Here is a 22,821-nt window from a genome sequence, read left to right as displayed (position 1 = left end):
TATGATAAAAAAGCAAATTTTGTATAAAAAAAGCCTAAACAATATGTTGTTTAGGCTTTTTTTATACAAAATTTTAATAATTAATCTTTTCTACGTCTTCTACCAAACCCGGCAGAAGCATTTCCATCTCCACTATTTCTTCTTGGTGAACTACTACGTCTTCTAGAATCACTTCTACTAGAATCCCTAGGTCCTCTATCATTTCCTCCGCTTCTTCGTTTTGCTCCGAATCCACTACCACTACGAGGCTTTCTTCCGCCACCGCCACCGCGATTAGATTTAGTTATTTCAATATTTACAGACCTTCCATTAAAATCAGGATCATTTGCACTAAAAGCATCTAATGTTTCTTTTTCATAGTTTTTATCTATTTCAAAGAAAGAAAAAGTATCTAAAATATCAATTGCTCCAATTTCAATTTTATCAGCAATTTTTTGATCATTAATTAACCCTATTAATGTAGCTGGATTTAATTTATCTTTTCTACCTAAGTTAATAAAGAAACGTGTCATGTTTTCATCAGTAGATCTAGCTCTAGAGTTATCTTTAGAAGATAAATCATTTAAATCTGCTGATTTATTATAATATGTTAAGAAAGTGTTGAATTCTAAAGAAACGAATTTTTGTATTAATTCTTCTCTTGTTAAGCCTTCTAATTTTTCATAGATACTAGGTAAAAATTCTTCAATTTGTTCATTATTAACCTCAATGTTTTGCACTTTTTCAATTAAATGCATTAATTGATTTTGACATATTTCTTTACCAGTAGGTACTTTTTTTACCTCAAATTTCTTTTTGATAATACGCTCTATAGAACGTAATCTACCTTTTTCTTTGTTGTTTACTAATACAACAGAAATTCCTTTATTACCGGCTCTACCAGTTCTACCACTACGGTGATTGTAGTTTTCAATTTGGTCTGGTAATTTATGATTAATAACATGTGTTAATTCCGTAACATCTAAACCACGAGCAGCAACATCAGTAGCAACTAAAATTTGGATTGTTTTTTTACGAAATTTACCCATAACACTATCTCTTTGTTGCTGAGATAAGTCACCGTGTAAAGCATCAGCACTATAACCGTCTTTTATTAGGTTATTGGCAACTTCTTGCGTTTCACGTCTTGTTCTACAAAAAATAATTGCATAAATATCAGTATTAACATCTGCAATTCTTTTTAAAGCTTGATAACGTGTTCTTTCTGTTACTAAATAGTATTCATGAGTTACATTATCAGAACCTTGATTTTTTTCTCCTGATGTTATTTCAACAGGATTTGTCATATAGTTTCTAGCAATAGCCTCAACCTCTCTAGGAAAGGTTGCTGAAAACAATAAAGTTTGTTTAGTTTCAGGAGTCGCATCTAATACTTTATCAAGTTCGTCTTTGAACCCCATATTAAGCATTTCATCAGCTTCATCTAATACCAACCATTGTACGTTTCCTAATTTTAAAGCTCTACGGTTTATTAAATCGACAGTTCTTCCTGGAGTACCTACAACAATTTGAGCACCTCTTTTTAAACCTCTAATTTGTTCTTCAATGTTAGAACCTCCATATACCGTAACAACTTTTAAATCTGGTATATATTTAGCAAAATCTTTAATATTATTACCTATTTGAACAGCAAGTTCACGAGTAGGAGATAAAATAATTGCTTGTGTGTTTTTATCTGCTGAATTAATTTGCTCTATAATAGGCAAACTAAATGCAGCTGTTTTACCGGTACCTGTTTGTGCAAATGCTTTTAAATCGGCAGTAGATGAAATAATTTGTGGAATAGCTTTTTCTTGAATTACAGTTGGTTTTTCATAACCTAAATCTGTTAAAGCTTTGTTTATAGGCTCTTTTAAGCCTAAATCTAAAAATGTTGACATATATACGTCTGTGTTCTTTTAGATTCACAGACGCCAGTATCTGTAAATCTGATTTTTAATTAAGGACAATAGATTATATGGCTAATAATCTGGTAGTTAATAATCTAAACTTTATTTTAATTCAAAAATAAAATCGAGCAAAGGTATGCTAAATTAAGCACATTAAAAAATGTTATTGGTTTTTTAGTTATTATTTTAAATTAAAGTTATTATTTTTAGATGATAAACTAAGGTAACTATTTTTTATAACTCCCTTCTTATCAATTAATATCATACGAGGAAACTTACTTGATGAGTATTTATAAATAGTACTATTTTTAGGGGCGGTATATTGGTATTTAATGGCGATACCTTTTGTATATTTTTTAGAGGTTGTACCTAGGTTTACAACAATAAATTTAATATTAGGATTATTTTTTATAAGATGATTTATACGAGAAGCAATCCATTCATCAGAAGCATATTGATAATCTTTAAATAAAATAATAGTGTTTTTACCTTTTATTATTTTTAAAATATTTTTGCTTTCACCTGTAGCATCAACTAAATCAAAGGAAGGAAGTTTTTGTCCTTCTTTTAATAATTTAAGATCATTAATTAAACGTTGAATATTTTTTTTATGTTCTATATTAGTGTTTAATTTAAAGAAAGTAAAAAAAGATTCTTTTTTGTTTTTTTGATTTGGTTCTTTAAAAAAATGACGTACAACACTATTGTATAATAGTTTGTTTTTTATTTCTTCTGATGTTATGGAAGTATTAATATTATTTAATAAATCAACTGTAAAGTTATCTGTTCTATTTTTATTTAAATACACATCATTATATAATTTATCAATAATGAAACTATAATAAGGGCTAAAGAAAATTAAAGAGTCTTTTCTAGTATTAATTGAATTACGATAGTTAAAATAAGAATGAACTAATTTTTCAGGTTTTTCTTTTCTAAAGTTACAAATAGCATACTCTTCTAAATTAGTGTAAACAGGATATAATAATGCAATATTTAGTATTTCAATAAATTCATTAGAAATATTAATTGTATTGTTTTTATAGTTATTTATAAGTTGTTTTTTGACTTGTTTTATGGAGTCTATTTTTTTTAAAAATTCTTGTTGATTAAGTTTATAAAATTTTGAAAAATCATTTTCATCTTGTTCTGTTTGTAAAAATGCTTCAATTAATAAATTATTTCGTTCAGCATCTTTACCACTAAAAACTAATGATTCATCAAAAGCCCATGTGTTTAATCTTAATAATAGACTATCATTAGGTTCTAAATATACATACTGATGCTCTGGTCCATGTTGAAACTTATATAAACCTTTTTTAACATTTTTTAAAGAAGTAAAAAAACTATTATCTTTTTTTAAATAAATAGTGTCATTAAAACTGTAATTATCTGATAATGTAATATAGTTCGTTTTTGGATTTATAATTTTACCACCAAAATAAGTTGTTTTAGGAGTCTTTGATTCTTTACAGCTAATAAGTAAAATTAATATAAAGGGCGCTAAGTATTTAGTCATGTTTTGCTATTGCTGTTAGGTAAAATATAATATTCAAAAATAAACATCTCTTTACTACATCGTTGTTAATTCGTTGTTAAAAGAATTTTAGGTATACAAATGTAAAGCTTAGAAATAGTTGTATACAAATTCTTTTAAAGCAAGTATATTTTATACTTTTGTAGCCGAATTTAAAAAACTATAAATGTTATCAGTTTCTAATTTATCAGTTCAGTTTGGTAAGCGTATTTTGTTTGATGAAGTAAATACTAAGTTTACTCAAGGAAATTGCTACGGTATTATCGGAGCAAACGGAGCAGGGAAATCTACTTTTTTAAAGATTATATCAGGGGTACAAGAACCTACATCTGGTCATGTTCATTTAGAGCCAGGAAAAAGAATGTCGGTTTTAACGCAGGATCATTATGCTTTTGATAAGTACACTACTTTAGAAGCTGTTTTAATGGGTAATAAAGAATTACATAAAATTAAAACAGAAATTGATGCTTTATATGCGGATTATACAGATGCAAATGCTGAGAAAATAGGGGAACTTCAAGTTCGTTTTGAAGAAATGGATGGGTGGAATGCAGATGCTGCCGCTGCAACTTTACTATCTAACTTAGGTATAAAAGAAGAAGATCACTACACTTTATTAGCAGATTTAGATTCTAAGAAAAAGGTACGTATATTATTAGCACAAGCCTTATTTGGTAATCCTGATGTGTTAATTATGGATGAGCCTACTAATGATTTAGATTTTGAAACCATTGCTTGGTTAGAGAATTTCTTGGCTAATTTTGATAATACTGTAATTGTTGTATCACATGACCGTCATTTTTTAGATGCTGTTTGTACACATATTTCAGATATTGATTTTACTAAAATTAATCATTTTTCTGGTAATTATACCTTTTGGTATGAATCTAGTCAATTAGCAGCAAAACAAAGAGCACAACAAAATAAAAAGGCAGAAGATAAAAAGAAAGAATTAGAAGAGTTTATTCGCCGTTTTTCTGCAAACATGGCAAAGTCTAAACAAGCTACTTCACGTAAAAAGATGATAGATAAGTTAAATGTTGATGAAATTAAACCATCAAGTCGTCGTTATCCTGCTATAATTTTTGATAGAGATAGAGAGGCTGGAGATCAAATTTTAAATATTGAAGGCTTATCTAAAAATTTTGAAGGAAAACCATTATTTGCTAATGTTGACATTAATTTAAATAAAGGAGACAAAGTAGCTATTATTTCAAAAAGTTCAAAAGCAGTATCTACTTTTTATCAAATTATTTCAGGAAATGAAAAAGCTGATTCGGGTACTTATAATTGGGGAGTAACTACTACACAATCATATTTACCATCAGATAATTCATCATTTTTTCAAAATGGAGAATTAGATTTAGTAGACTGGTTGCGCCAATATGCACAAACTGAAGAAGAAAGAGAGGAAGTTTTTTTAAGAGGCTTTCTAGGAAAAATGATTTTTTCTGGAGAAGAAGCATTGAAGAAAAGTAATGTACTGTCAGGAGGAGAAAAAGTGCGTTGTATGCTTTCTAGAATGATGATGACTAGAGCTAATATTTTAATGTTAGATGAGCCTACCAATCACTTAGATTTAGAATCTATTCAAGCATTAAATAATTCTTTAATTAATTTTAAAGGAACAGTATTGTTTTCAACTCATGATCATGAGTTTGCACAAACAGTTGCCAATAGAGTTATTGAAATAACGCCAAATGGTGTAATTGATAAATACTCTACATTTGATGATTATTTATCTGATCCAAAAATTAAAGAATTAAGAGAAAAAATGTATTCATAATATTTTTTAATTATACACATAAAAAAGGAAGCGATATAGCTTCCTTTTTTATGTGTATTTTTTTAAATTAAATAGTTTCATTTTTTATTTCAAAGAAACTAAAAACATTTCCTCCATAGCGTTTATCATAAATATGATTTGGGTGTTTTGTTAAATCAGTATGCTTATCATGTTCTATAATTAAAATACCATCTTCATTTAAAAGTTGACGTTCAAAAACTAAGTCGGCTATTTTTAAAAACTGAGAATCTTCAAAATCATAAGGAGGATCAGCAAAAATAACATCTGATTTTAATGATGTTTTTTCTAAAAACTTATACACGTCACTTTTATAAGTGTTAATATCAAATTCTAGCTCTTTAGCCGTTTCATTAATATATTTAATACATCCAAAATGAGCATCAACCGAATGTATAACCTCTGTACCACGTGATGCAAATTCATAACTAATGTTTCCTGTACCTGCAAATAAGTCTAATACAGCAATATTATTAAAATAATAATCATTATTTAAAATATTAAATAATGATTCTTTCGCCATATCAGTTGTTGGTCTTACTGGTAATTTTTTAGGAGCAGAAAGTCGTCTGCTTTTATATTTTCCTGATATAATTCTCATTAGGGTACTAAGATAAAATTAGAATGATTTAAAAACTCTTCACCATTTGTAAAGAAATTAGAAATAGGTTTTAAAAACTCAATATTACGTATATAACTGTAAGCTATTTTATAAAGATCTGAGTCTTTATTAATTTCACCAATAAGAGTTAATTTAAATTCATTTGGGTCCATTTTTAATTGTTCTGCTATAAATAATATATAGTAAATAAAATCTTCTTTTGTTAAAAAAGAAAAAGAATTATATAAAAGTAAGCTATTTTCTTGACAAACAACAATATCTAATTGATTGGTTGATACATGAACAAAAAAATGTTTGTTGCTATTATTTTTAGATAATTTTAAAAGTTTATCAACTAAAATAGTTGATATGTGTTTATATTCAAACTCTCCAAAATTTTGAAATAAATAATTATTTATATTTACATAAGGAATATATACAGTATGAGCTTTTATGGATTTTAAAGAATCATACGTTATAAAATCTGTAGATAAGGTTTTAACACTATACTTTAAATAAGGTGCTAAATTATTTCTATCAAAATATTCGTTAGGAACTAGCGTTGCTAAATTATTTTGGTGGATAGCAAAAATAGCTTTAAAGTCTTGCTGTAAATCTTCATCAGAAGCAAAAATAGCGATAATTTTTTCTAATAAAAATTCAGGAGATTTTACTGATTTTTCAAAAATATATTGCGTAACTATAATAGCTTGATTAGTATCAGAATTTGAGATACAAAAACAAAATCCATCCAAACTAAATTGGATGGATAGATTTTTATTTTGTGCAATAATGCTATTTTTTTTACTTTTTTTGATCAAGAGCTTCAGCTTTATCATAAGAAGGAGGCCAGTTACCACCAGTAGTAACATCATCTAAAGAACCTACAGAAACATAAGCTCCTTTAATTTGATCTGTTTCTACAGCTTCTAATTCTTGTTTTACTAAAGAATTACTCATTCCTTTTAAAATAGAAGATTTATCAGCTTTAACCTCAAAAACAGGAACTAATAAACCAGCAACTTTTTCAACTTTTCCTGTAGCTATTTCAAACTGCTTGTTAGTACCAGGAACATCAAACATACTTTTATAATTTTTACCTTTAAAGTATTTTGAAACAGGTTCGTAGCCTATAGTATCAATTTGTTTTTTTGATACAGTTATAAATATTCCACCACCTTTATTAACTTTTTCTTCAACATTTTTAGTTTCAATTAAGGCTAACTGCCCTTTTTCAATAAAACTTATTAAAGAGTCTTTATTATCAGTATACGTTCTGTAAACTTCTTTATACTTTACTTCAGCATCACGAATTAATTTTAAATTCTCAATAACCTTAGCATATCGTACTTCTTTTTCTTTAGCAAAATGAATAGGTTCCATTATACCGTTATAAATTTTATACGTTAAAAAAGCAGTAGCTGCTAGTAATAGTATAGATATTAACCATCTCATTTTCAATGGTACATACTTAACGATAAGCAAAGCTAAAAGAATTGCAACTACGGTAGCTGCTAAAATCATTAATAATAAATTCATTTTTTTTGTGTTTAATATATGATATACGCAAATCTACAATTTTTTTTCATTCATGAAAATTTTTATCTATTAAATAGATTTATCTTTGTTATATTTAAAAATATGATAGAATCTCCAGTTAAATTTTACAAAGAAATCCTTTTAGGATTTCCATATCAACCTACTTTAAAACAAGATTTATTATTAGATAAGTTGTCAAATTTTATATTTAACAATAATAAAGACGCCTTATTTTTATTAAAAGGATATGCAGGTACTGGTAAAACAACTATAATTAGTACTGTTGTTAATAATTTATGGAAAGCTGGTAAAAAAGCTATTTTACTAGCTCCTACAGGACGTGCTGCTAAAGTTATTTCAGGTTACTCAAAAAAGCAAGCATTTACAATACATAAAAAAATATATTTTCCCAAAAAGCAAGGAAATGGAGGTGTAAGCTTTGTTATGCAGCCTAATAAACATATAAATACTATATTTATTGTTGATGAGGCGTCTATGATATCAGATGCGCAACAAAACTCTAAACTATTTGAAAATGGGTCTTTATTAGATGACTTAATATCATATGTTTATGCTGGTAAAAACTGTAAAATTGTTTTTATTGGTGATACTGCTCAGTTACCTCCTGTTAAATTAAGTATTAGCCCTGCTTTAGAAGCAGATAAACTTTCTTTTGATTTTGATAAAGACGTTACCGAAATAGAATTGGATGAAGTTGTACGACAACAACAAAACTCAGGTATTTTAGTTAATGCAACAGAATTGAGATTATTAATACAAAATAATGCTACTGATTTTCAGTTTGATATAAGTTTTCCTGATATTGTTAGACTAGAAGATAGTTATGATATTCAAGACGCTATAACAACAGCTTATGATGGTGATATTGGTGTTGAGGATACTGCTTTTATAGTACGTTCTAATAAAAGAGCTAATCAATATAACGATCAAATTAGAACAAAAATTCGTGGGCAAGAAAATGAAATTTCTACGGGTGATTACGTGATGGTTGTTAAAAATAATTATTTTTGGTTAAAAGACTCTACATCAGCAGGTTTTATAGCTAATGGAGATATTTGTGAGGTAATGCGAATTAATTCAATAAAAGAATTGTACGGATTTAAATTTGCAGAAGTAGAGGTACGTATGATTGATTACCCTGATATGCATCCTTTTGAAACCGTATTATTATTAGATACTCTTTCAAGTGAAAGTGCTTCCTTAACTTATGAAGAGTCAAATAAATTATATGAAGCTGTAAAGGAAGATTTTGCAGATGAAAAATCTAAATACAAGCAGTTTATGGGAGTTAAAAAAAATAAATATTTCAATGCGCTTCAAGTAAAATTTTCTTATGCAATGACCTGTCATAAATCTCAAGGTGGACAATGGAATACCGTTTTTATAGAACAACCATATTTGCCAGATGGAATGAGTGTAGAGTATTTACGTTGGCTATATACTGCTATAACTAGAGCTCAAAAAAAATTGTTTTTAATAGGTTTCAAAGATGAATGTTTTTTAAATTAATAATATATTGATGATTTAGTAACATGTAATGTGACTTATTGTAAAAATATGTGTCCTAATAGTAGGAAGTCTTATTAAAAAGTCTTACTAAATTATTATGAAAAATTTAACATTACTTACATTATTTATCGCATTTCAAACAAGTTTTTCTCAAAACGTTTGTATAACTGATCAAGAATCTAGCTATGAGGATATTAATCAGATATCTATGAAGAAATGTGTTGTTAGCGATTTAAGTACAAGTACTAAAATTACTAATATAACAAAGGAAATTTCTGTTGTAAAAAAAATTAGCAATAAAAAAAATAGTACTAAAAAAGTAATAAGAGTTGTAAAAAGTAAGAACAACAAAATAAAAAATTCTTCTAATACTATAATTTCAAATAAAAGTTTAGAACTGAAAGAAATTAAAAATAATATAGCAAATATAGCTTCATTAATTATTGAGAATAAAAAAATAATATCTTTTATAGAGGTAGCACAAATACCTTTTTTTATTTCAACAAAAAAGGTGAAACATTCCTTCAATGAGGAGATGATTACTCATATTAAAAATAATTTAAATTACCCGAAAGAAGCTGTTATGAGAAAGGTTGAAGGTAGTGTGTTAGTTGATTTTGTTATAGACACAGATGGAAAAATAAGAACAATTAAAGCTTCTTCTGATATTATTAATAGTGATGTTTTAAAAAAAGAAGCTATTCGAATTATATCATTACTACCTAAATTTACACCAGGTAAGCATAAAGGTAAAAAAGTAAATGTGTCATATAGTTTCTATATGGATTTTTCCTTAAGTTAAAAATATTATTGTAATTAACAAAACATTAACTTAGTTAGTGTTTTGTTAATTAACTAAAACACCTTATTAAAAAAGTATATTTGTTTATAATTAATTTTATCACTTAGAAAAAAGTATGCAGTTTATAGCATAGGTTTATTTCTACTTGATACTTTATTTTAAAACAAATGAAAAAAATACTATTAATAGGTTCTTTTTTATTGGTATCCGTATCAATTTTTGCTCAAAAACCAATTAAATTGAATTCAAATCAAATTTATGAGCAACTTCAAAAGTTAAATTTTTTAGGGTCAGTATTATATATTGCTGCTCATCCTGATGATGAAAATACTCGTTTAATAGCATACTTAGCAAACCATGAAAAAGCAAGAACAGGTTATTTGTCCTTAACTCGTGGTGATGGAGGGCAAAATTTAATAGGTTCAGAAATGAGGGAGTTATTAGGGGTAATTCGTACTCAAGAATTATTAGCAGCCAGAAGGGTAGATGGTGGTGAACAACTTTTTTCAAGAGCTAATGATTTTGGATATTCAAAACATCCAAATGAAACTTTAAAAACTTGGAATAAAGAAAAGGTTTTGGCAGATGTAGTTTGGGCTATTCGTAGATTTAAACCTGATATAATTATTAATCGTTTTGATCATAGAACACCAGGTACTACGCATGGACACCATACAGCATCAGCAATGTTAAGTGTGGAAGCTTTTGATTTAGCAAATGACATAAATAAATATTCTTCTCAACTAAAAAACACTACTATATGGCAACCACAACGTTTATTTTTTAATACTTCTTGGTGGTTTTATGGTAGTAAAGAAAAATTTGATAAAGTTAATAAAAGTAATATGTTGTACTTTGATGTAGGAACTTATTATCCTTTAAAAGGTTTGTCTAACAATGAAGTTGCTGCAATAGCGAGTAGTCAGCATTTATGTCAGGGTTTTGGAAGATTAACTAATCGAGGTAGTCAATTTGAATACATTGAACTTTTAAAAGGAAATTTACCTAATGAAAAAAAAGCTATTTTTTCAGGAATTAATACCAAATGGAATAGAGTCGAAGGTGGTAAAGAAATTGGAGCTATTTTATATGATATTGAAAAGAATTTCGATTTTACAAATCCATCTAAACATCTTAATAGCTTAATGAAAGCGTATAAGTTAGTTCAAAACCTAAAAGATACCCATTGGAGAAATTTAAAAACAAAAGAACTTAAACAGGTGATAAAATCATGTGCAGGTTTATATATAGAAGCATCAGCAAATACATCAAGCACAACACCTAATAGTACTTTTAATGTAAAGTTTGAGGTATTGAATAGAAGTAACCAATTAATAGAGTTATCTTGTATTGAAATTTTTCCAACAAAAACAACGATTTCAAAAAAAATAGACTTACTTCCCAATATAAAACATAATTTCAAAAAAAATATTGATATTAAAAATATTGATTATTCGTCTGCGTATTGGTTAAATAAACCTTGGAGTTTAGGAATGTATACTGTTGATAAACAATTGCTAATTGGTACTCCGGAAAGTGAGAGACCTATTTATATTACCTATAACTTAAAAATAAATAATACACCCATTGCATTTAAAATACCTGTTATTTACAGATATTCAAAAAGAGATAAAGGTGAAATATACGAGTCTTTTGAAATATTACCTATTGTTACCACAAAATTAAAAAGTAAAGTTATTCTTTTCTCTGATAATATTTCTAAAAAAGTTTATTTAGAAGTTCGTTCAGGTAATAAAAATGTAAAAGGAAAAGTTTCTTTACAGGTTTCTAATGGTTGGAGTGTTTCACCTAAAAATGCTGATTTTAATATTGAGCAAAAAGGAGGAAAACAACTTGTAGGCTTTAAAATAACACCTCCTAAAAATCAATCACAAGGTGTTTTAAAACCAATAGCTACTATTAATGGTAAAGAATATAATAAAGAATTAGTAGAGATTAATTACAATCATATTCCTAAGCAATCAATTTTATTACCATCAGAAGCAAAAATAGTTCATTTAAATATTAAAAAAAGAGGTGAAAAAATAGCTTATATTCAAGGGTCAGGAGATGCCGTTCCGGAAAGTTTACGACAAATAGGTTATACCGTGACAGAAATAAAACCAAAGGATATAAATAAAAATACTTTACAAAATTTTGATGCTGTTGTTATAGGTATTCGTGCTTACAATACTTTACCAGAATTAGAATTTAAGCAAAAATATTTGTTAGAATATGTAAAGAATGGAGGAAATATGATTGTACAGTATAACACTAATAGAAAGGTTGATATAAAAGCACCGTTCAAATTAAAATTATCGAAAGATAGGGTAACAGATGAAAATGCTAAGGTTACTTTATTAGCTAAAAACCACTCAATTTTAAATTATCCTAATAAAGTTACTGAAACTGACTTTAGTGGTTGGGTTCAAGAACGCGGATTATATTTTCCTAACAAATGGAGTAAAGAGTATACGCCAATTTTATCTATAAATGATAAAGGGGAGTCTGCTAAAAAAGGTAGTTTATTAATAGCTAAATACGGAAAAGGAAATTACATATATACAGGTTTAAGTTTTTTTAGAGAATTACCTGTAGGTGTTCCAGGAGCATATAAATTATTTGCAAATATGTTATCCGTAGGAAAATAAAATAGATTATTTATAACTATTTAAAAGCCAATATTTACATAGTCTATATTTTTCGGTTATTAATAGATTAAAAAAAATCTCCAAGAACAATTGTTCTTGGAGATAAAATATAACTTATATTTTTTTAGTTATTAAAATCCGTCACCTGGTATTGTAGGGTTTGGATCAAATCCTGTACCTGGATCTTCAGGAGCACTTTGTGCTTGTGCCTTTTGAGGATTTAAAATCATATAAGTACCAATTGCTGTTAAGGCTGTGTACTTACCGTATTTACCTATTTTTTTCAAGGCATCTTTACGGCTAATATTTGTACCCTTAGGAATATTTTGTTTTTCCATTTTATTTTTCTTAATTATTTAAGATAATTTTTTTGTTTACTTTTTTAGCTCCACTTGTTACATTAACAATATAAACACCTGAAGATACTTTAGGTAAGTTTATAACTGTATTTCCGTTAGCATTAAAAGTTTTAGCCATTACTTGCTTACCTATAGCAGAGTACATAACTATTGAATTGTTATCAGCTTGTAAACCTGTAACGGTTAACTGGTTTTTAGCAGATTGGTATACAGATACAGTATTTAAAACATCAGCATCACCGTTAACTCTATTAGAAGTTGTATGAATAAAGAACTGATCTTCACTATTTGCATTTTTACTTAAAACTACAGTATAGTTTTCTTTAGATAAGTTAACAAACTCACCGTTTTCAGTATCTTCAATATAAACTTGTACATTATTTGGTAAGTTAAAAGATTCAGTAGAAAAAACAACAGTTTCTCCAGCATTAGCTTTTACCCCAACAGGTACTATAGTAGTTTCTAAATCTTTAATAGGTAAAGACTGTACGGCATAATCAGTATTATTTTCTTTATTAACTAATTTAGTAAATACACTAAAGTTATTTTTAGCCCCTTTAAAAACACTACCATCATAACCGTTATCAAAACCAGTTGTAACACCACTTAAATAGTATAACTTAGTTGTTTTAGCATTTCCATTGTTAGCAGTAACAGTTAAGTTTACGCTAGTTTTAGTATCTGCTTCTTTTTGAAATGTACCAGCAGTATGTGATTGATTATTTTTATCAAAAGTTACATTAGTATTTGCAGCAGCACTTATAAAGAAAGCTTGACCTGGAGCAATTTGAAAAGAATCATCAATATTAGCTAATTTTAACTCATAACTACCAGTTGCTTGATTCCATAACCATACTGTAGCTTCAGACACTACATTGTTCAAAGGGTTAGCGTTAAAAAACTGACCTAAGTTAATGTAAGAAGTATAAGGATTTCCTACTAAGTTATAGTTATTAACATCAATTGTAATAGGAAGAGTAATAGTTTCTGAATTTACAGTACCAGTAAATATAATATCAGAAGCAGTATTTAATTTTGCAGAGTAACCTTTACCTGAAGTAATATTTCCTGAATCGGTAGAGGTTTGATAATTCCAAGCCGTTCCATCATTTTTATATGGAGCTAAACCAATATTACTAGCAGTACCTGAAGCAAAAATATTATTGCTTATCATATTTGCAAGTGTTTCATTATTTAACGGAGAACTTATTAAATACCAGTTACTAGTAGCTAAGTTTCTTTTATAAGTAACAGTAGCTGTTAATGGATTATTGGCTATTAAAGTAGCACCAGATTCTATAACAACTGAATTTACTGTAGAAGCAACAGTTATTGTTGGATATTGATTTAAATTACTAGGTATAACAACATTTGTGTTATTTGTAGGCACTGTGTTGTTATCCCAATTTGCTGGGTTATTCCAATCAGTGTCATTAGCACCTGTCCAGGTAGTTGTTACTTTAGAAATTATTGCTCCATAATCAATAGTATTACCACTATCATATCCACCACAAGCTGTGTCTCCATCATTATTTTGAACATAATGTCCTATAATTCTAATAGCAACTTTTTTTCCGGCGGCGGCATTGAAAGGCACTGTAATGTTTTCAGTAAATTCATATTCACCTCCCGCATTATAATCAGTAGAAATAACTTCTCTTGATATTAATAATTCATCAACTGAAAATTGACTATCAAAATTCCAGTCAGCCCAAACTCTTACTCTATTCACATCAGCATTTCCACCATTCCCTTTTTCTGTTTTTATAGTCATAGGGTATGTTTGTCCTGCTATTAAATCTGTATTAACATTATCATAAAAGCTAAAGGATTGACTAAGGTATGGTTCATGGTCAATAGTATTTAAAGTTACTTTATTTACGTTAAAATAACCGCCATAAGATGGGGCACTTTCACAATAAGAAAGATTTGAAGAAATATATTGAGTTTTTGTTAATGTTTTTACAATTCCATTAGCTGTTGTAACCTCAATGGTAACGTCAAAATTTCCTGCTTCAGGAAATATTATACCTTTAGGGTTTCTATTGGTAGATGTACTAGGAACTCCTCCTTCAAATGTCCATTTCCAAGCTGTAATTGAATCACCATTATCAGCTATTGATACATCAGAAAAATTTACTTCATCAGAAAAATTAACATCTGTAGCGTCACCAAAAAAATCAACAATAAACGGAGTGTTTTCTTCTAATATAGAAATACCATAATCTTCAGACTCACCACTATCTATATAAGAACAAGCGGTATCACCATCAGTACCTTGTACATAATGTGCTAAAACTCTAAAAGCAATATCACCTATTTCGGTGGTAAGCGGAATTGTAATATTAGTAGTAAAAGTATAATTACCTTCAGCATCAACTTGTGAATTATTATAAGAATCTGTTGTTACTAATTCGCTAGAGTCATAAATAAAATCTTTATTCCAATCAAACCAAACTTGTATTCTAGAATTATCTGCAATACCACCAGCTCCTTTGTTAGTAGTTATACTTAAAGGATATGTTTGTCCTTTTTTTGTTTTGAAATTTACAGTTGATATGTAATTAGCAATTCCATCATACCCACTTTCATTTGTAGTTCCATTAAAATCTACTTTAGTAATATGAGTATAAGTTTTGTAACCAATACTTATATTACAAAATTCGGTATATGTATCTTTAAAATTAACATTAAAAATTAAATTATTATTATATAAAGTTGAAACACCACCATTAACCATAGGGTTTAAAAAGGTAATTACTAAATCAGAAACCGAATTTATAGCTTCATTATCAGTAGCTGTACCTTCTAAATACAGAACTGCTTTAGTATTACTTTCTAAAGTAATTTTAGAGGTTAATCCTGTTGGTAGATTAGAAATAGTATAATCTGTACCAAGAATTAAGTTACCTGAGGCGTTTGTAAAAGTACAATCAATACAATCTAAATTTACAGTTTGTTCAATTATACCATCATTTAAATAACGTTCTTCTAATAAATTAGATGATGCTGTAATTCTAGCTCCTAAATCGTTAGCTAGACCAGTTGCTATTAAATTAGCCTGAGTCCATAAAGTATTTCTAGATGCCGAGTTATCTAAAGCATTTGTCATTCTAGCAACCTGCCCTTGTGTAAACATTTTATAGCAATCAGTATAATCCATAAAGTTTTCACTATTAATCTCTTGATTTAAACAATTTTGCAATACAGTACAGCCAGTTCCTGATGAACTATTGGCTAGTGAAGGTGTATCTGCAACACCATCTCCATCATTAGGATCATTATTACATATTCCTTTATCAAAGGTATGTGCTAAATCTAAATAATGTCCAAATTCATGCGTTAAAACAGAACGAAAATTTTCTCCTGTATTAGTACCTAAATAGCTACCATTATATACAACCCTAGCTATATTTTGATTAGACATATCTGTACTAGGATACCAAGCAACTCCTGAATTATAATAATCACCATCTCCATATAAATCTCTAGCTATATAAACATTACAATACTTATAATTATCCCAAGCAACGTTTTGTACAACTGTTGATCCATAATTTCCCATACCTGAAGCTTCACCATGAAAAACTACTCCTGTGGTAGGATTACCATCAGGATCTAATTGTGCTAATTTAAAAGTAATATCTAAAGGAGCTTTTATAGCATCAAAAGGAGCGTCAATTGTAGTATAATCTGCATTTAAGCCTTGAAAATCTTCATTGGTTAGTCTTAAAGCTTCTTTAATAATATTTAAATCGACAGTAGATCCATTATTAAATTCAGTACCAAAAACATGAAAAACAACAGGTACTACGTATGGAGCTGCTTTTTTTGCACTTTTAGAAAATGTTGATTTTGTGTTTTTTCGTAGTTGCTGTAGTTCAGTTTTTAATTTAGGATTTTTTTTATATAAAGCTTCCATTGCTTTATCTGTACCACAGGTACTTTTTTTGAAATTTTGGGAGTTTACACTCCCCGCAATTAATAATACAGCACTTAGTATTATTAAATGGATCATTTTTTTTGTTTTTTTACTAGTCATTAGTATTTAATTTAATTTGGCTAAAGATATAGCTTTATAAATAGCTAAAAAACTGTATGCTAACGGTTTTTAAACAGGTAGTGTTTTTTTAATAAGAAAATACTATTTATTTACGTTCAATTTAGGATAACAATTATCTAATTATAAGTAAATAAGGTATTTTTTATTTAAAATAAAAAAACCTCAAAAGCAACTTGTTTTTGAGGTTAAAAATAATATTTTTAATTTTTATTTAAAATACGAAAAATCTTCTCCGTTTTCTATTTTTAACAAACTTTCATAAATCATTTTAATTACATTTTCAACATCATCTCTATGTACCATTTCAACTGTTGTATGCATATAGCGTAGTGGCAAAGAAATTAAAGCAGAAGCTACACCTCCGTTACTGTAAGCAAAAGCATCAGTATCTGTTCCTGTTGCTCTAGATAAGGCTGAGCGTTGAAAAGGAATTTTATTAGCTTCGGCAGTGTTAATGATTAAATCACGTAACTTTTGTTGTACAGCAGGTGCGTAAGCAATTACAGGACCTTTACCAATTTCTAAAAGACCTTGTTTTTCTTTTTCAATCATTGGGGTAGTAGTGTCATGAGTTACATCAGTCACAATAGCTACGTTTGGTTTTATAGTTTGCGTAATCATTTCAGCACCACGCAAACCTATTTCTTCTTGTACAGAGTTTGTAATATATAAACCAAAAGGTAATTCTTTTTTATTTTCTTTCAATAAACGAGCAACTTCGGCAATCATAAAGCCACCCATTCTGTTATCTAAGGCACGACAAACAAACTTATTACCGTTTAAAATATGAAATTCATCAGGATAGGTAATTACACAACCTACGTGTACTCCTAGTTTTTCAACCTCTTCTTTAGTAGCACAACCTGTATCAATAAAAATATTTTCAGGTTTTGGAGCTTCTTCATTAGCTTTGTTACGAGTATGAATTGCAGGCCAGCCAAAAACACCTTTTACAATACCATTTTTGGTGTGAATATTTACTATTTTACTCGGGGCTATTTGATGATCAGATCCTCCATTTCTGATTACATAAATTAATCCGTTATCAGAAATATAATTTACATACCATGAAATTTCATCAGCATGTCCTTCAATAACTACTTTATATTTAGCGTTAGGGTTAATAACTCCAACAGCAGTACCATATGTGTCAGTAATAAAATCATCAACATAAGGTTTTAAATACTCCATCCAAATTTTTTGTCCTTCCCATTCGTATCCGGTAGGAGCAGCGTTATTTAAATACTTAGCTAAGAAATCGATAGATTTCTCATTTAAAATTGATTTATTTTTAGCCATAATTTTTAATTTATTTTTTACGCTATTGTTTATTTTTTTGTTTAGGTGTATCAACTCCCCAAAAACTTCTCTTATTGATAAACTCTTCTTGTTCTTTCAGTTGTTTTGGTGTTAATACTTTTAGAAATGAAGGATGTTGTTCTATTGCATATTCAATTTTCTCAATAATACTTGCAACTTCTTCATTTTCATAATCAATATCTAAAGGTTCTTTAATTACCATTGATTGTAAAACATTCCGCTTTTTTATCATTAACCCTTTTTTATCAAAAGAACGTCTAAAACCATCAATAACAATAGGAACTACTACAGGTTTGTATGTTTTTATAATATGGGCAGTACCACGACGAACAGGTTTGAAAGGTGTTGTTGTTCCTTGCGGAAAAGTAATAACCCAACCATCATCTAAGGCTTTACGAATGTTAGAGATATCTGACATTTTGACTTGTCTTTTCACATCTTTACCTTTACTTCTCCAAGTTCTTTCTACTGAAATGGAACCTGCATAAGCAAATATTTTTGGTAATAAGCCTGCACGCATTGTTTCACCAGCTGCTATATAGTATATATTAAGTTTTGGATTCCATAAATATCCTAAATTTTTAATATTATCATCACGTCCTTTTAAAGCAGCGTTAAATACATGAAACATAGCAGCTACGTCTGCAAAATAGGTTTGGTGATTTGATATAAATAAAACGTTTTTATCAGGAAGATTTCTTAAAATTTCAGAACCTTCAATTTGTAGTTGATTAAATTTTCGATACCTACCATGTGATATAATACCTAGTGTTTGAATAAGTAATCTTTTTAAGAATAATAGATGTCCGAACGGATTCCTTTTTAATAAAGGCATTTGTAGTTAAATTTTAAGTATTAAAAGCTAAAGTACAAAAGAAATAGAAAATATTACTATTTAAAGAGGTCTTTAATTTCATACAGTATCATTGCTGTAGCACCCTAAATAATATAATCATTTAATTTAAAGCAAGGTACCTTAGTTTTTTTCATGTATGATGTTTTAATTTTTATTGATGTTAAATTGGTTTCATTTAACAAATCACTTATTAAAACTTCTATAACATTAGCAACTTCATAATTTATTCTAAACATAGGTTTTGTTTTGGTAAAGCCAACAAAAGGAGTTACTAAAAAATTAGAAGGAGGTATATAAGAATTGGATATTTGACGAATAATATTTACAATATGTTTATTAACTTCAACTTCTTCAAAAGTTTCTCTTAATGCCGTTTCTTGAAGGTTATTATCACTTAATGCAATTTTGCCACCAGGAAAGCTAACTTATGCAGCATGTTTACCGTTGTAGTTGGCTCTAAGTGTTAATAAAAAACGTGTTTGATTATTTTTATCAGGATAGAATAAGGTTAAAACAGCAGCTTTTTTTGGTTTTATATTTTTAATTAATTCTTCAGAAAACTGTGTTCTTAATTTAGGAGCAAGTTTAAGTTGTGATGCTAAACCCCCTAAAGGTTTGTTTTGTATTTCTTCTATTTTATTTCTGAAATCAGAAAAAATCATTAAGTTTAAGTTTTTAGAGTCTATATGTAATTTAGAATTATATAAATTTGGCGTGAACTTTGATTTATATTTATTATAATTAATATTAATTAAATGAATAAACAAAATAAATATAAAAAATTAGCAATAAGTATATTGCTAGATATTGTTGGATTAATTTCTTATACTATACCAGGTTTGGGTGAATTAACTGACATTGTATGGGCTCCAGCATCAGCATATTTAATGACAAAAATGTATAAAGGAAATAAAGGTAAAATTGCAGCAGCAATTTCTTTTATTGAAGAGGCCGTACCTGGTTTAGATATTATACCTACGTTTACACTTATGTGGTTATACACCTATGTTTTTACAAGTAAAAAAACAATAAACGTATCATAAAAAAAGTACTTCAAATAAGTGAAAAATTACTTATTTGAAGTACTTTTTTTATTAGATATAACTTTCATTATATATGCCTTATAAAGCGCTAAACAAACACTACAATAACTTTTAAGTGTTTGTGTTTAATCTTAGCCTTAATAAAACAAGTTACTTTTGTTTTATAAAAAATAATTTTGTTATAAACTTTACTGATATACTTACTGTAAAAAATAACTATCATTTTTGGGTTAAAAAATGTAAATCACGCAGTTCAAAAAACATATTATTACGCATAATATAAACTATCAAATAATTAAAAGTCAGTAAGGTAGGTGGTATCATAAAAGTAACGTAGTTTTTTCCTTTATTTTCCTTAAATTTGTCAGCTCAAATTAGAGATTGATTATGAAGATATCATACAATTGGTTACGACAATTTTTACAAACAGACTGGGAAGCTGAAAAAACAGGAGAACTATTAACAGATTTAGGTCTTGAGGTAGAGGGAATTGAAACAGTAGAAAGCATCAAAGGAAGCTTAAAGGGTATTGTAGTTGGTGAAGTAAAAACATGTATAAAGCACCCAAACGCAGATAAGTTAAAAGTGACTACTGTTGACTTAGGAGATGGACAACCTGTTCAAATAGTATGCGGAGCTCCAAATGTAGCAGTAGGTCAAAAAGTACCCGTAGCTACTGTAGGAACAACATTGTATGATAGTAAGGGGGAGGCTTTTAAAATTAAAAAAGGAAAAATTAGAGGCGAAGAAAGCTATGGAATGATTTGTGCTGAAGATGAGTTAGGTTTAGGTAAAGGTCATGACGGAATAATGGTTTTAGACGATACTTTAACTATTGGAACCCCTTGTTCAAAAGTTTTTAATATTGAAACGGATTATGTTTTTGAAATTGGTTTAACACCAAACCGAGCAGATGCTATGAGCCATTTTGGTGTGGCGCGTGATTTAAGAGCTGGGTTAATTCAACAAGGAACAAATTTAGAATTAATATCTCCTTCTGTATCTGATTTTCATGTTGATGAACGTACACAGAAAATTGATATTGAGGTTGAAGATAAAAATTTAGTACCTCGTTATTGTGGTATTACCATTACTGATATTGAGGTAAAAGATTCACCTGAATGGATTCAGAATAGATTAAAAGCTATTGGTATTACCCCTAAAAATAACATTGTTGATATAACAAACTATGTGTTACATGAATTAGGACAACCATTACATGCCTTTGATGCTAATAAAATAAAAGGAAATAAAGTTATTGTAAAAACTTTAGAAAAGAGTACAAAATTTACAACTTTAGATGAAGTGGAAAGGGTGTTAGATAAAGACGATATTATGATTTGTGACGCAGACAGTAATCCTTTATGTATTGCTGGTGTTTTTGGAGGTTTAAAATCAGGTGTTACAGAACATACTACTGCTATTTTTTTAGAAAGTGCTTATTTTAATCCTGTATATGTTCGTAAAACAGCCAAAAGGCACGCCTTAAATACCGATGCTTCTTTTCGTTTTGAAAGAGGTATTGATATTAGTTTAACAGAGTATGCTTTAAAAAGAGCAGCTTTATTAATAGAAGAGTATGCTGGTGGAAAAATGTCTTCTGATATTTTAGATTTTTATCCAAAAAAAATAGAAGATTTTGAAGTGTTTTTATCTTTTGAAAATACGTATAAACTAATAGGTCAAGAAATTCCAAAAGAAACAATTAAAAATATTTTAGCTTCTTTAGAAATTAAAATAAATAGTGTAACAGAAGGAGGTTTAGGTTTAACAATTCCTTCTTATAGAGTAGATGTACAGCGTGAAGCTGATATTATTGAAGAAATTTTAAGAGTTTATGGTTATAATAACATTGAATTTTCTCATAAATTAAATACATCAATTTCTTTTGATAGCGATAAAAATGTTAAAATTGAAAACACTATAGCAAATCAGTTAACCTCGTTAGGTTTTAATGAAACAATGGCAAACTCTTTAACTAAGGAAGATTATGTTGCTTTATCTGAAGATTTAAATGAAACACATAATGTTGAAATGCTTAATCCGTTAAGTAACGACTTAAAGGTTATGCGTCAATCTTTATTATTTAGTGGTTTAGAATCTGTTTCGTATAATATAAACAGAAAGAATAATGCTTTGAAGTTTTATGAGTTTGGTAAAACGTATCATAAGTATGAAAGTGGATATCAAGAAGATAAACATTTAACATTATTTGTTACTGGAAATAGAACTAAAGCTAATTGGAAAATTACAAATAAAACTTCTGATTTCTTTTATTTAAAAGGAATTGTAATAAACTTATTAAGTCGATTAGGGCTTGAAAATTTAAAAACTACTCCAGTTAAATCAAATGTGTTTTCTGAAGGTTTGATATTAAGTTTAGGTAAAACTAAGTTAGTTGAATTTGGTGTTGTAACGAAAACTATTTTAAAAGAATTCTCTATAAAACAAGAGGTGTTATATGCTGATTTTAATTGGCAAAATATTTTACCTTTAGTAGGAAATAAGAAAATTAAAATAATAGAATTACCAAAGTTTCCTACCGTAAAACGTGATTTAGCATTGTTATTAGATAATAAAGTTGAGTTTAAAGAAATATTCAATCTTGCTTTTCAAACAGAAAAGAAATTATTGAAAGAGGTAGATTTATTTGATGTTTATGAAGGAGATAAGTTACCAGAAGGTAAAAAATCTTATGCTGTGAGCTTTGTATTACAAGATGAAAATAAAACATTAGCAGATAAACAAATTGATAAAATAATGCAAAAACTAAAACTAACATTTGAAAAAAATTTAGAAGCTGTTTTAAGATAATCTAAAAGCTCCA

At 28.2% G+C, this 22,821-nt stretch carries 17 protein-coding genes and 1 pseudogene; 6 read left to right on the top strand and 12 right to left on the bottom strand.

Going from position 1 to position 22,821, the window contains the following annotated elements:
* Window positions 1-80: 80 nt before the first annotated feature.
* Together ACN5J4_RS01220 and ACN5J4_RS01215 are read right to left on the bottom strand one after the other, a co-directional pair.
* Window positions 81-1,880: a DEAD/DEAH box helicase gene (locus ACN5J4_RS01220; RefSeq protein ID WP_418650348.1), complete on the bottom strand. Its 1,800-nt coding sequence runs from the start codon at window positions 1,878-1,880 to the stop codon at window positions 81-83.
* 190 nt (window positions 1,881-2,070) lie between these two features.
* Entirely contained in the window at window positions 2,071-3,408 is a 1,338-nt protein-coding gene (locus ACN5J4_RS01215; protein ID WP_418650347.1) for a hypothetical protein, read from the bottom strand.
* A 184-nt stretch (window positions 3,409-3,592) separates the two neighbouring features.
* Between ACN5J4_RS01215 and ACN5J4_RS01210 the strand changes: the two genes are divergently transcribed.
* On the top strand, window positions 3,593-5,212 hold the full coding sequence (locus ACN5J4_RS01210; protein WP_418650346.1) for an ABC-F family ATP-binding cassette domain-containing protein: 1,620 nt from the start codon (window positions 3,593-3,595) through the stop codon (window positions 5,210-5,212).
* Window positions 5,213-5,279: 67 nt separating this feature from the next.
* Here ACN5J4_RS01210 and rsmD read toward each other — a convergent pair whose 3' ends face one another.
* The 3 genes from rsmD to ACN5J4_RS01195 are packed head-to-tail and all read right to left on the bottom strand — an operon-like array spanning window position 5,280 to window position 7,370.
* Window positions 5,280-5,831 carry a 16S rRNA (guanine(966)-N(2))-methyltransferase RsmD gene (gene rsmD / locus ACN5J4_RS01205; protein ID WP_418650345.1) on the bottom strand — a complete coding sequence of 184 codons (552 nt, stop codon included), beginning with the start codon at window positions 5,829-5,831 and terminating at the stop codon, window positions 5,280-5,282.
* Window positions 5,831-6,670 carry a DUF3822 family protein gene (locus tag ACN5J4_RS01200; protein ID WP_418650344.1) on the bottom strand — a complete coding sequence of 280 codons (840 nt, stop codon included), beginning with the start codon at window positions 6,668-6,670 and terminating at the stop codon, window positions 5,831-5,833. Before ACN5J4_RS01200 ends, rsmD begins: the two co-directional genes overlap by 1 nt.
* Window positions 6,636-7,370, bottom strand: coding sequence for a hypothetical protein (locus tag ACN5J4_RS01195; RefSeq protein WP_418650343.1), 735 nt, complete (start codon window positions 7,368-7,370; stop codon window positions 6,636-6,638). The genes ACN5J4_RS01200 and ACN5J4_RS01195 overlap by 35 nt, the downstream gene beginning before the upstream one ends.
* 102 nt (window positions 7,371-7,472) lie before the next feature.
* Between ACN5J4_RS01195 and ACN5J4_RS01190 the strand changes: the two genes are divergently transcribed.
* The 3 genes from ACN5J4_RS01190 (at window position 7,473) to ACN5J4_RS01180 (ending at window position 12,353) form a co-directional block, all read left to right on the top strand.
* On the top strand, window positions 7,473-8,900 hold the full coding sequence (locus ACN5J4_RS01190) for an ATP-dependent DNA helicase (RefSeq protein WP_418650342.1): 1,428 nt from the start codon (window positions 7,473-7,475) through the stop codon (window positions 8,898-8,900).
* Window positions 8,901-8,997: 97 nt separating this feature from the next.
* The gene (locus ACN5J4_RS01185; RefSeq protein WP_418650341.1) at window positions 8,998-9,702 is read left to right on the top strand and encodes an energy transducer TonB; all 705 of its coding nucleotides are present in this window, start codon (window positions 8,998-9,000) and stop codon (window positions 9,700-9,702) included.
* A 167-nt stretch (window positions 9,703-9,869) separates the two neighbouring features.
* Complete coding sequence (locus ACN5J4_RS01180) at window positions 9,870-12,353, top strand: PIG-L family deacetylase (RefSeq protein WP_418650340.1); 2,484 nt, start codon at window positions 9,870-9,872, stop codon at window positions 12,351-12,353.
* 131 nt (window positions 12,354-12,484) lie between these two features.
* Here ACN5J4_RS01180 and ACN5J4_RS01175 read toward each other — a convergent pair whose 3' ends face one another.
* The 7 genes and pseudogenes from ACN5J4_RS01175 to ACN5J4_RS01145 all read right to left on the bottom strand — a co-directional run bounded on the left by ACN5J4_RS01175 (window position 12,485) and on the right by ACN5J4_RS01145 (window position 19,613).
* Window positions 12,485-12,691, bottom strand: coding sequence for a hypothetical protein (locus tag ACN5J4_RS01175; RefSeq protein ID WP_418650339.1), 207 nt, complete (start codon window positions 12,689-12,691; stop codon window positions 12,485-12,487).
* 10 nt (window positions 12,692-12,701) lie between these two features.
* Window positions 12,702-16,730, bottom strand: coding sequence for a M43 family zinc metalloprotease (locus ACN5J4_RS01170; RefSeq protein ID WP_418650338.1), 4,029 nt, complete (start codon window positions 16,728-16,730; stop codon window positions 12,702-12,704).
* Between the two features lie 252 nt (window positions 16,731-16,982).
* Window positions 16,983-18,074 (bottom strand): M42 family metallopeptidase, encoded by a 1,092-nt coding sequence (locus ACN5J4_RS01165; RefSeq protein ID WP_418650337.1) that lies wholly within the window; start codon window positions 18,072-18,074, stop codon window positions 16,983-16,985.
* Window positions 18,075-18,096: 22 nt separating this feature from the next.
* The gene (locus tag ACN5J4_RS01160; RefSeq protein WP_418650336.1) at window positions 18,097-18,930 is read right to left on the bottom strand and encodes a lysophospholipid acyltransferase family protein; all 834 of its coding nucleotides are present in this window, start codon (window positions 18,928-18,930) and stop codon (window positions 18,097-18,099) included.
* A 104-nt stretch (window positions 18,931-19,034) separates the two neighbouring features.
* Window positions 19,035-19,187: a hypothetical protein gene (locus ACN5J4_RS01155; RefSeq protein ID WP_418650335.1), complete on the bottom strand. Its 153-nt coding sequence runs from the start codon at window positions 19,185-19,187 to the stop codon at window positions 19,035-19,037.
* 48 nt (window positions 19,188-19,235) lie between these two features.
* A pseudogene (locus ACN5J4_RS01150) lies at window positions 19,236-19,361 on the bottom strand (coenzyme A pyrophosphatase); the annotation flags it as partial.
* Between the two features lie 15 nt (window positions 19,362-19,376).
* Complete coding sequence (locus ACN5J4_RS01145) at window positions 19,377-19,613, bottom strand: hypothetical protein (protein ID WP_418650334.1); 237 nt, start codon at window positions 19,611-19,613, stop codon at window positions 19,377-19,379.
* 93 nt (window positions 19,614-19,706) lie between these two features.
* Here ACN5J4_RS01145 and ACN5J4_RS01140 point away from each other — a divergent pair, with 93 nt between their 5' ends.
* Window positions 19,707-19,994, top strand: coding sequence for a hypothetical protein (locus tag ACN5J4_RS01140; RefSeq protein ID WP_418650333.1), 288 nt, complete (start codon window positions 19,707-19,709; stop codon window positions 19,992-19,994).
* A 387-nt stretch (window positions 19,995-20,381) separates the two neighbouring features.
* On the top strand, window positions 20,382-22,808 hold the full coding sequence (gene pheT, locus ACN5J4_RS01135; protein WP_418650332.1) for a phenylalanine--tRNA ligase subunit beta: 2,427 nt from the start codon (window positions 20,382-20,384) through the stop codon (window positions 22,806-22,808).
* Window positions 22,809-22,821: the final 13 nt, after the last annotated feature.

It is taken from the genome of Tenacibaculum aestuariivivum (genome assembly GCF_964507685.1).
Classification (GTDB): Bacteria; Bacteroidota; Bacteroidia; order Flavobacteriales; family Flavobacteriaceae; genus Polaribacter; species Polaribacter aestuariivivum.
This window is presented reverse-complemented; position numbering and strand designations above follow the sequence as displayed.

Coding starts and splice junctions, on each gene's coding strand:
- ACN5J4_RS01220 (WP_418650348.1), bottom strand. CDS start 1,880: ATGTCAACATTTTTAGATTTAGGCTTAAAAGAGCCTATAAACAAAGCT.
- ACN5J4_RS01145 (WP_418650334.1), bottom strand. CDS start 19,613: ATGATTTTTTCTGATTTCAGAAATAAAATAGAAGAAATACAAAACAAA.
- ACN5J4_RS01190 (WP_418650342.1), top strand. CDS start 7,473: ATGATAGAATCTCCAGTTAAATTTTACAAAGAAATCCTTTTAGGATTT.
- pheT (WP_418650332.1), top strand. CDS start 20,382: ATGAAGATATCATACAATTGGTTACGACAATTTTTACAAACAGACTGG.
- ACN5J4_RS01165 (WP_418650337.1), bottom strand. CDS start 18,074: ATGGCTAAAAATAAATCAATTTTAAATGAGAAATCTATCGATTTCTTA.
- ACN5J4_RS01200 (WP_418650344.1), bottom strand. CDS start 6,670: ATGATAAAGCTGAAGCTCTTGATCAAAAAAAGTAAAAAAAATAGCATT.
- ACN5J4_RS01140 (WP_418650333.1), top strand. CDS start 19,707: ATGAATAAACAAAATAAATATAAAAAATTAGCAATAAGTATATTGCTA.
- ACN5J4_RS01185 (WP_418650341.1), top strand. CDS start 8,998: ATGAAAAATTTAACATTACTTACATTATTTATCGCATTTCAAACAAGT.
- ACN5J4_RS01180 (WP_418650340.1), top strand. CDS start 9,870: ATGAAAAAAATACTATTAATAGGTTCTTTTTTATTGGTATCCGTATCA.
- ACN5J4_RS01210 (WP_418650346.1), top strand. CDS start 3,593: ATGTTATCAGTTTCTAATTTATCAGTTCAGTTTGGTAAGCGTATTTTG.
- ACN5J4_RS01155 (WP_418650335.1), bottom strand. CDS start 19,187: ATGTTTAGAATAAATTATGAAGTTGCTAATGTTATAGAAGTTTTAATA.
- rsmD (WP_418650345.1), bottom strand. CDS start 5,831: ATGAGAATTATATCAGGAAAATATAAAAGCAGACGACTTTCTGCTCCT.
- ACN5J4_RS01170 (WP_418650338.1), bottom strand. CDS start 16,730: ATGATCCATTTAATAATACTAAGTGCTGTATTATTAATTGCGGGGAGT.
- ACN5J4_RS01215 (WP_418650347.1), bottom strand. CDS start 3,408: ATGACTAAATACTTAGCGCCCTTTATATTAATTTTACTTATTAGCTGT.
- ACN5J4_RS01195 (WP_418650343.1), bottom strand. CDS start 7,370: ATGAATTTATTATTAATGATTTTAGCAGCTACCGTAGTTGCAATTCTT.
- ACN5J4_RS01160 (WP_418650336.1), bottom strand. CDS start 18,930: ATGCCTTTATTAAAAAGGAATCCGTTCGGACATCTATTATTCTTAAAA.
- ACN5J4_RS01175 (WP_418650339.1), bottom strand. CDS start 12,691: ATGGAAAAACAAAATATTCCTAAGGGTACAAATATTAGCCGTAAAGAT.